Origin of the sequence: Mesorhizobium sp. M7D.F.Ca.US.004.03.1.1 (genome assembly GCF_003998635.1) — a bacterium.
GTDB classification, from domain to species: Bacteria; Pseudomonadota; Alphaproteobacteria; order Rhizobiales; family Rhizobiaceae; genus Mesorhizobium; species Mesorhizobium loti.
In genome coordinates this window covers 1-9,300 of the sequence record NZ_RZQG01000157.1, presented here as the reverse complement: position 1 = coordinate 9,300, position 9,300 = coordinate 1, and the positions used below count along the sequence as shown (strand labels likewise).

The 9,300-nt window shown below is 64.9% G+C and carries 9 protein-coding genes and 1 pseudogene; 2 read left to right on the top strand and 8 right to left on the bottom strand.

Annotated elements, in window-relative coordinates:
* Positions 1 to 411 (top strand): annotated as a pseudogene (locus EN935_RS12020) (ATP-dependent DNA helicase); the annotation flags it as partial.
* Between the two features lie 180 nt (positions 412 to 591).
* Here EN935_RS12020 and EN935_RS12015 read toward each other — a convergent pair.
* From EN935_RS12015 to EN935_RS11995, 5 genes are all read right to left on the bottom strand, one after another.
* Positions 592 to 1,641: an ABC transporter permease gene (locus EN935_RS12015; RefSeq protein WP_109668182.1), complete on the bottom strand. Its 1,050-nt coding sequence runs from the start codon at positions 1,639 to 1,641 to the stop codon at positions 592 to 594.
* Positions 1,638 to 2,435, bottom strand: coding sequence for an ATP-binding cassette domain-containing protein (locus EN935_RS12010; protein WP_109668185.1), 798 nt, complete (start codon positions 2,433 to 2,435; stop codon positions 1,638 to 1,640). The genes EN935_RS12015 and EN935_RS12010 overlap by 4 nt, the downstream gene beginning before the upstream one ends.
* A gap of 70 nt (positions 2,436 to 2,505) precedes the next feature.
* Positions 2,506 to 3,513, bottom strand: coding sequence for a substrate-binding domain-containing protein (locus EN935_RS12005; RefSeq protein WP_126069531.1), 1,008 nt, complete (start codon positions 3,511 to 3,513; stop codon positions 2,506 to 2,508).
* Between the two features lie 98 nt (positions 3,514 to 3,611).
* Positions 3,612 to 4,520 (bottom strand): sugar phosphate isomerase/epimerase, encoded by a 909-nt coding sequence (locus EN935_RS12000; protein ID WP_127265720.1) that lies wholly within the window; start codon positions 4,518 to 4,520, stop codon positions 3,612 to 3,614.
* Positions 4,517 to 5,548, bottom strand: a complete 1,032-nt coding sequence (locus EN935_RS11995; protein ID WP_127373334.1) for a Gfo/Idh/MocA family oxidoreductase — start codon at positions 5,546 to 5,548, stop codon at positions 4,517 to 4,519. The genes EN935_RS12000 and EN935_RS11995 overlap by 4 nt, the downstream gene beginning before the upstream one ends.
* Positions 5,549 to 5,745: 197 nt before the next feature.
* On the opposite strand from EN935_RS11995, the gene EN935_RS11990 reads away from it, so the two are divergent.
* Complete coding sequence (locus EN935_RS11990; RefSeq protein WP_127266212.1) at positions 5,746 to 6,771, top strand: LacI family DNA-binding transcriptional regulator; 1,026 nt, start codon at positions 5,746 to 5,748, stop codon at positions 6,769 to 6,771.
* Positions 6,772 to 6,953: 182 nt separating this feature from the next.
* Here EN935_RS11990 and EN935_RS11985 read toward each other — a convergent pair whose 3' ends face one another.
* From EN935_RS11985 to EN935_RS11975, 3 genes are all read right to left on the bottom strand, one after another.
* Positions 6,954 to 7,268, bottom strand: a complete 315-nt coding sequence (locus EN935_RS11985; protein ID WP_109668196.1) for a hypothetical protein — start codon at positions 7,266 to 7,268, stop codon at positions 6,954 to 6,956.
* A 54-nt stretch (positions 7,269 to 7,322) separates the two neighbouring features.
* On the bottom strand, positions 7,323 to 8,078 hold the full coding sequence (locus EN935_RS11980; protein WP_164757773.1) for a DUF4239 domain-containing protein: 756 nt from the start codon (positions 8,076 to 8,078) through the stop codon (positions 7,323 to 7,325).
* Positions 8,079 to 8,183: 105 nt separating this feature from the next.
* Positions 8,184 to 9,300 (bottom strand): trimethylamine methyltransferase family protein (locus tag EN935_RS11975; protein ID WP_127373333.1); only part of this gene is annotated, 1,117 nt, incomplete at its 5' end.

The window sequence follows — 9,300 nt, the reverse complement described above, 5'->3', positions numbered from 1 at the left end:
TCCTTTGCCGCCGGCCGCGGCGGCCAGGGCGCAGGACGGCAGAATCCCTACGGCGCCTTCTCCAACACCTATGCGACGCCGAGCTGGCAGCGCGCGCAGGCCAACCGCACCGAGGCCACCGACCGCAACTGGGGCTCGCGCTCCGGCCATCAGGTCGAGCGCATCGGCTATGGCGAGACGGACAGCGGCTACGGCGCCGGCCGCACCTCGGTCAAGGGCCGCACCATCGACGGCGAACTGGTTGCCAAATCCGTCGCCGACAAGCCGTCAGCCTTCAACGTCGGCGACCGCGTCTTCCACCAGAAATTCGGCAACGGCAACATATCAGCCATCGAAGGCAACAAGCTGACCATCGACTTCGACAAGGCCGGCCAGAAACGCGTGCTGGACGGGTTCGTCGCGGCGGTGTGAAGCCCACTTGCCTCGTAGTCCTACAAGCGAACCGCCTTGTGTATGCGTCTCTGGCGGAAGCCTCCCCGCCTTCGTCATCCACGGGCGGAGCAGGAGCGAAGCGACGTCGCGGAGACCCGTGGATGGCGAAGCGATGGACGTTTGCGTCAAGGCATGCGGTCCGCCAACGAAACAGCCCCCTCACCGATACCTTGCCTGGTTCCACTTATGGCCGAGCAGCGACAGGATGATGATCAGGCCGTTGAAGAACTGGACGTAGAAGCCGCTCAGGCCCGCCGCCACGACGCCGGTCTGAATGAACGACACGGTGACGGCGCCGATGGCGCCGCCGACGACGGTGCCGATGCCGCCCCAGGTCGGCGTGCCGCCAACGAACACCGAGGCCAGCACCGGCAGCAGATAGCCGTCGCCGGCCGTCGGCCACCAGGTGAAGTTGATCATCACCGAGAAGGTGCCGGCGATCGCCGCCCCGATGCCGACGAAGACGAACACTTTCACCCGCACGCGCTTGACGTCGATGCCCATCTGCTGGGCGCTGTCTGGATTGTCGCCCACCACCCTCACCTGCGCGCCGAAGCGGTGGCGGTTGTAGAGCATCGCCGACAGCACGACAAAGGCGATGGCCCAGAAGATCTGCACCGGAATGCCCAGGAGCTGGCTGGAAAAGATCGTGTAGGCCCAGCTGTCGCTGAGGCCGGTCAGCGCCATCGACTTGCCTTCGTTGATGATCTGGATCAGGCCGCGCAGCAGGAAATTCATGCCGAGCGTGGCGATCAGCGACGACAGCCCGCCATAGACCACCAGCGAGCCTACCAGGAAGCCGAGCAGCATGCCGGTGATCAGCGCCGCGACGATGCCGAGGAACGGATCGTAGCCAGCCTGCACCACCAGCGCGAAGACCCAGGAAGCAAAACCCATCGTTGCCGGAAACGACAGGTCGATCTCGCCGCAGGTGACGACGAAGACCAGCGGCACCACCACGAACAGCGCCACCGGCAGCGTCGTCAGCACCGAGCGGTAGAGATACCAGGTGGTGAAGACGGTCGGGTTGGCGATCATGAACACCGCCATCATGACGATGAACACGCCGAGCGTGCCGAGCGAAGCGCGGTTGTCGAGGATGAAACCGCGCATCCAGTGATCGGATGGGTGCTTCCACTCCTTCTGGGAACTGGGGCGGGGGATGCCGGCGGACGGCTCGTGCAGATCGGGCTCCATGGTCTTGCTCATCGTGCTCTCTGCTCCGCGTCGCCTGCATCGTGCAGTCCGGCCAATCCGCCCGGATGCGCGACCTCTTCCATGAAATTGATGAGTTCTTCCGCCGTTTTGACCTGGCTGCGGTCGGTCGTCAGCGCGACCTTGCCACGGTCCAGGACCACGAAGCGGTCGGCGATATCGAAGACATGATGGATGTTGTGGCCGATGAACAGGATCGAGCGGCCGCTCGCCCGCACCTGGCGCACGAAGTGGAAGACTTTGGCGGTTTCGGTCAGCGACAGCGCCGTCGTCGGCTCGTCGAGGACGATCAGCTCCGCCTGCTTGTAGATGGCGCGGGCGATCGCCACACCCTGGCGTTCGCCGCCCGACAGCTGGCCGACGATCGACTGCGGCGTGAACACTTTCGAGGTGAAGCCGATCTCGCGCATCAGCCGGCTCGCCTCCTCGATCTCCTTGTTGACCTTAATCCAGCCGAGAAAGCCGGTGAGCTCGCGGCCCATGAAGATGTTGCGCACGATCGTCTGCTGCACGGCCAGCGCCCGGTCCTGGAACACCGTCTCGATGCCGGCCTCGCGCGAGCGCGCCGCGCTCCACCCGGTCACCGCCTTGCCGCGCACGAGGATCTCGCCGCTGGTCGGCTTGACCACGCCCGACAGGATCTTGATCAGGGTCGACTTGCCAGCGCCATTGTCGCCGATCAGGCCGACCACCTCGCCGCGGTCGACGCTGAGATTGACCCCGCCCAGTGCATAAACCTGGCCATAGGATTTGCTGATGTCGCGCAGTTCGATAAGGCGTTCGGCCATCGGATCCTCGCTTGATTGTCGCCAGCGGTCCCGCCGGCCGGGGCCTGATCCCGGCCGACGGCTTAGGAGGTCAGCGCAGCGCCTGCTTGGCAAGCTCTGCGACGATCTCGTAATTCTCAGGCGTGACGAAACCGGCGCCGGTGTCGACATTCATCGGCGCCAGCCCCAGCACCACTTGCTGGCAGAGGCTGAGGATCGGCAGATAGCCCTGCAGGAACGGCTGCTGGTCGGCCGTCAGCTGCACCCAGCCGCCCTTGAAACCCTCGACGATCTGCGGGCTGGTGTCGAAGCCGAAATTGAAGATATCGCCGGGCTTCCGCCCTGCCGCCTGCATGTAGGTCGGGACGTTGCCGAGCATCTGCCCACCGGGATAGCCGACCGCCTTGACGTCGGGATTGTTGAGCAGTGCTGCGGTGATCACCGGAATCGCGAGGTTCGGATCGGCTGCCCACTCGGTTGCGGAGTTGATTTGAACGACATCGATGCCGGCCTCCTTCAGTGCGGCCACTGTCCCGCGCTCACGCGCACCCCTGCTCTCATTGTCGAACGGGCCGATCATGATCGCCTTGTCGCCGGACTTCAGCTTGGCCAGCTTGAACGCCTCGGCCCCGAGTGCGCGGCCCTGCGGCTCCTGCTGGGCGCCGACATAGCCGCCGCCGAACGCCGCCGTTACTGTTGGCACCGGCACGTTCTGGTACATCATCTTGATGCCGTCCTTATGCGCCTGTTCGGCCAGCGGCATGATCGACGCGTCGCCCGGATGACCCATCATGGCGATGCCGTTAGGCTTGACCGCGACCGCCTCGCGCAATTGCTGCACCATCTTTTCGATGTCCCAGCCCGAGAAGATGTAGTCGACCTTCGGCCCGAGATCGGCCGCCGCCTGCTTGGCGCCATTATAGACGATGGTGCCGAAGGCGTCGCCCTCGGCGCCGCCGACGAAGAAGCGGATGTGGACGTCCTTGCACCACTGGGCGTCGAGCGCCTGTGCGGGCAAGGTGGAGATTGCAGCGGCAAGCGCCGTGGCGGCGGCCACGACGGTCGAGCGCAGAAGTGTCGTTCTGATCGCGATGCTCATGCACGTTCCTCCCATTGTTTCCCTCGTCAGCCGAGGGGCTTTCTGACGATTACTTCGGCAGTACCACTTGACGGCCGGCTCCTCCCGCCGGCCGACCCTCACACCGGGTTCGGCAGGTAGCTGGCACCTCCCCGGCATTGCTTCAGATACTCCAGCGCGCGCACCTGCCCGGTGATTTCGAGATCGCCGCGATAGACCGGGTCGTGCCAGCCTTCGATGTCGATGGCGCCCTTGTACCCGGCCAGCCGCAATTCGCTGATCACCCGCGTCCAGTCGCTGTCGCCGAAGCCGGGCGTGCGCATCTGCACGAAGGGCAAACTGCCGAACACGCCATGTTCGCGGATGACGTCCCAGCGCACTGTCGCGTCCTTGCCGTGGACGTGGAAGATGCGCGGCGCCCATTTGCGGATCTGCGGCATCGGATCAATCAGATAGACGAGCTGGTGGCAGGGCTCCCATTCCAGCCCGAGATTGTCGTCGGGCACTTCGTTGAACATCAGCTCCCAGGCGTCGGGATTGTGGGCGATGTTCCAGTCGCCGCTGGCCCAGTTGCCGTCCATCGCGCAGTTCTCGAAGGCGATCCGCACGCCCTTGTCGGCGGCACGCCTCGCCAACGGCCCCCAGACTTCCTTGAAGCGCGGCAGGCTGTCGGTCAGCTTCTTGCCGCGCAGGCGGCCGGTGAAGCCGCTGACCATCGAAGCGCCGAACAGATGCGCATTGTCGATCACCGTTTCCCAGGCCTTGAGCACGCCGCGATCGACCTCGCCGTCTTCCAGCGGATTGCCGAACACGCCGATCGACGAAATGCTGACATCCGCATTGCCGATCGCCTCGCGGATATCACCGGCCAGCCGTGGCAAATCCTTGCCGCCCAGCGTCTGCCAGAAGAAGGGCTGGATGCTCTCGAAGCCAAGCGGCAGGATCTGTTTGATATAGGCCGCCGGGTCGTCGAGATTGGCCCGCACCATGGTGCCGATGCGGATGTCGAGAAGCGGGTTTGGCATCATTGTGCGTCCTCTGCGATCGCCACGCGGCGTCCGGTTTCGGCGCTTTCGATCGCGCCAAAGACCATGGCCAGGCTCTTGATGTTGTCGCTCCCACGCGTTTCCGGCTCGGTGCCGGTCTCGATGGCGTGGATGAAATCCCTGATGATGCCGAGATGGCCGCCGATGCGGTCGGACGCGTCGAGCGGCGGCACCTCGATCGTCTGCGTTTTGTCGAAAATCCCGTCGCGGCCCGGCACGACCACTTCTGCCTTCAACGCATCGTTGCCGTCCCAGGTCAGGCTGCCGCGCTCGGCGACGATGCGCCAGCTACCTTCCCAGCTGGTGCGGAAGCCGTCGGCGCACCAGGAGCCGGCATAGGTAAAAACCCTGCCGCCGCCGAGGTCGAAGACGGCGCTGGCCGACGATCCCTGCCGGTACCAGGAATTGGCCGGCTCCCATTCCTGGCAATAGACGCCGGACGGCTCGCCGGCGACCATGTAGCGGGCGGCGTCGAAGGTGTGAATCGCCATGTCGAGCAGCAGGACATGCGCCATCTCCTCGCGAAAACCGCCGAAATGCGGCGCGACGAAGAAGTCGGCATGGATGCTGGTCGGCGCACCAATGGCGCCGGAAGAGAGAAAGCGCCTGATGCGCCTGACATTGGCGACGTAGCGGCGGTTCTGGACGACGGCATGAATGCGTCCGGCGCGGCGAGCAGCCTCGACGATGGCGCGCGCATTCTCCGGACTGTCGGCGAGCGGTTTTTCCGTCAAGAGATGGCAATGATGGGCAAAGGCGGAAAGCGCGACTTCTCGCCGGGCGGCGGGAACCACCACATCGAACACCGCTTGCGGTTGGGTCTGGTCGAGCACGGCGTCGAGATTGCTGCCGATGACGGCATTGGTGAGGTCGTATTCGCGCGCCCTCGCCCGCGCCCTGTCGGCGTCGAGGTCGACAAGGCCGACAATGGCGAGCCCGTCGATTTGCCTGATGGCATCGAGCCAGGCTTTGCTCATCGCTCCGCAGCCGACCAGGACGACATTGATCATCCAGCGCTCCTCCTCCGCTCGGTCCCTCCAGACCGATCGTCACGGCATTCACGGCAGGACCGTAAACGTTTTTCCGTAAACGTTTACGAGAACACACCCGAAGGCGTAGAATGTCAATTGGCCGCTTGCGAAAATCGTCTTGTCACCTTGGCCTGAGCGGCCGCCGGTGCTAGCCAAGCAAGGGGGAGGACAGTCACTTGGCATCCAGCATTCACGACCTTGCCCGTCACCTGAACATTTCGATCGGCACCGTGTCGCGGGCGCTGAACGGTCGCGCCGACGTCAATGCCGACACACGAAAGCGCGTGCTCGAGGCGGCCAGGACACTCAACTATTCGCCGAACCAGTCCGGCCGCAGCCTGCGGCAGGGCGCCACCCATTCGATCGCCTTCATGCTGCAGCCGCATCCGGGCGACCAGCAATATGGCGAGCCATTCTTCATTCCGTTCCTAATCGGGCTGCAGGCCAAGCTCGCCGAAAGCGGGCTCGACCTGATCGTGGTGATGGGCGCGCCGGGCGACTATCAGCAGGAGCGCCTGCGTCGTGTCGTCGAAACGCGCCGCGCCGATGCGGTGCTGCTGGCCTGGACGCGGCGCGAGGACGACCGCATCGACTATCTCACCCAGACCGGCTTTCCGTTCGCCACGCTTGGCCGCAGTCGTTCCGGGGCCAAGTCCTACCCTTCCCTCGACCTTGATTTCGAGAAGGCCGGGGCCGACGCGGTCGACCGCCTTGTGGCGCGCGGCCACCGCCGCATCGCCGCCGTCCGCCCATCGCTCGACCTCAACTTCGGTTATCTGTTCCTAGCCGGCTACCGCAAGGCCTTGCGGCGGCACGGCATCGAGGTCGCCCCCGAACTGATCGCGTCAGGCTTCATCAACGAGGCGGGCGGCTACGAGGTGACGCCGCAGGTCATGCGATCCAAGGCCCCGCCGACCGCCATCATCTTCAACAATGACGCGATGGCGCTTGGCGGCTGCAAGGCGCTGGCCGAGATGGGCATCAGGCCGGGTCATGACATGGCGGTGACCGTCATCGTCGACACGCCGCTTTGCCGCTATTTCTCGCCGGCGCTGACCGCCTTCCGCCCGGCGCTGGAGCCGATGGGACAGCGGCTCGCCGAAATGCTGCTGGCCTCGATCCCGGCCTTCGCCGGCCCAGAAGGTCCGCGGATCATCCGTGAAGTCTGGCCGCTGGAGCTGGTCGCACGCGACAGCGATTGATGGTGGCGGATCGGCCGTGAAATTTGCCCGGCCAGGCCTCAAGGTGTGTTGAGATTCAGGTCAGGCCGAGTCGAAAACGATGGTTTTCGAGAACCGGAGCGGAGCGTACTTTTCGTACGTGAGCACCGGAAGCGCAGAAAACCTTCGTTTGCAGGCCGGCATCACCTGAATACCGACACACCTTAGTCCACCTTCTTCTCGCCCCGTTCGCCGGCCTTGACGATATCACCCGTGGTGAACAGGATTTCCTTCAGTTCCGCCCGCCAGTCCTTCTTCTGGCGCAGCAGGAATTCGAGATCCATGCCGAAATGCTTGAACTCCTCGCCTTGCGCATTCTTCATGATGGCGCGGGCCTGCGGGTCCTTCTCCACCGACATGCGCTGTTCGTACCAGCCGATCGCTTCCGCCTCCTCGATCAGCGAGGTGATCATGCGGGCAAAGGTCCGTACCTTCTGCGTCAGCTCTTCAGGCGGTTCGTGATACTGGTCGAATCCCATGTCGTCCTCCGTTGGCCATTCCCATGAATGCCCGGGAGTGACACGGGTTCCGCGTTATCGCTGCAATTCCGCCAGCGCCCTCTCCAGCGGCGCCGGCGAAATCTGGATCGGGCCGGAGAACGGCACGTCCATGTCGAGGATCAGGTAAAGCGCCCCGGCGATCAGCACGGCCGAAACCCCGAAGGTCGAAACCGTTATCGCGTTGCGGGGTGCCCTGAAGCCGAAACTGGCGAAGATCAGCGCCAGCCAAGCAACCAGCATGGCGATCAGCGGCCAGGGGATCGCGCCCTCTGACTGCTCGATCAGCACCCAGCGCAATTCCAGCACCTTCTGCAGACGCTGGCGGGCATCCTGCAACAGGGAGCCGCGCCCCGCGTCGGCCGACGTCAGCGCGCTCAGCCGGGTGCCGACCTCCGTCAGCAGACGTTCGGACAGCTGGTTGGCGACAACAGTGGTTTCGCTGGTTTGCGACGAGCTGGCCACCACCCTCTGCACATAGGCGGCGAGCGGTTGGCGCACCGCGTCGGCTTCAGGGCCATACTGGCGCAAGATCCTGTCGAGCAGGATCAGCTCCGTCGCATAGGCGTGCACATTGTGGTCGATCGATTCGAAGGTGTTCTTGGCTGAGTTGATCATCAGGCCAAGCACCAGCGAGGTCATGACCCCGAACAGATTGGCGGCCAGCCGCACCACTGTGTTGGTATCGTCATCGCGATGCCTGGCCGGCAGCCTAGGCCAGATCGCCATGCTGGCCAGCGGCGCCGCCGCCAGGCACAGGAAGATCATCACTGCAATCAAGGCTTCACGCATACCGCGCATTTCTGCACGGCATGCGCCGATTGCCAATTACCCCCGGCACCGATCACACCGCGAAAGTTGCGGCAAGGTCAGGCGTCTGCCTCGACGGCCAGTGCCTCACGACACCGGTGCGGCTCCGCCCTCTGCGGTGCGCCGGGCGATGAATTCGTCGAGAACGCCTGATGTGGCGACGGCGGAAGCCGGCGGCACGAAATCGGCCAGCGCGCGCCTCCAGACGCCGGTGGCGCGCTCGCTCGCCGTCTTCGACCCGCTTTGCGTCCAGTTGCCGAAATTCGACCAGTCGGCCACCAGCGGCTCGTAGAAAGCGGTGCGGTAGCGCGCCATGGTGTGGCCGGCCGAGAAGAAGTGGCCGCCCGGCTGCACCTCGGCGATCGCTTCGAAACCGATCGTATCGGTGTCGCCGGGCGTCGTGGCGCAGAGCTCGGCCACCGTCTGCAGCGCCTCGATGTCGGTGATGAGTTTCTCGAAGGAGACGCTGAGGCCGCCCTCCAGCCAGCCGGCGGCATGAATGCACATCGTCGCCCCGGCCAGCACCGAGCCCCACAGCGCGAACTGCGTCTCGTGTGCGGCCTGCGCATCGGAGATGTTGGCCGCACTGCCGCCGCCGGACCGCCACGGCAGTCCGGTGAAGCGCGCCAGCTGGCCAGCGCCCAGCGTCGCCTTGACGTGCTCCGGCGTGCCGAAGGCCGGCGCCCCGGATTTCATGTCGACATTGGAGGAGAACGAGCCGTAGACGACCGGCGCACCCGGCCGCACGATCTGCGCCAGTGTCAGCCCGGCCAGCGCTTCGGCATGCTGCAGCGTCAGCGCGCCGGCGACGGTGATCGGTGCCATGGCGCCCGCCAGGCAGAACGGCGTGATGACGGAGACCTGGCCCGCACGGGCGAAATCGATGATGCCTTGCGCCATCGGAATGTCGAGCTGGCGTGGCGAGTTGGTGTTGATGACGGTGTAGCAATGCGCGCCCGCCAGAAACTCGTCCTGCGACAAGCCGCGCGCCAGCCGCAGCATCTCGAAGCCGTCTTCGACCTGCGGCGTGCCGCGCGCGAAGACGAAGGGAAACTTATCCGACAGCGTCAGCTGCGCGCGGTTGACGGCATAGTGGCGGAAGCGATTGTCGACATCCTGCGGCTCGATGCAGGGTCCCAGCATATGCAGCACGTCGAAATGCTGCACCAGCCGCATCAAATCCTCGAAATCGGCAAGCGTACCC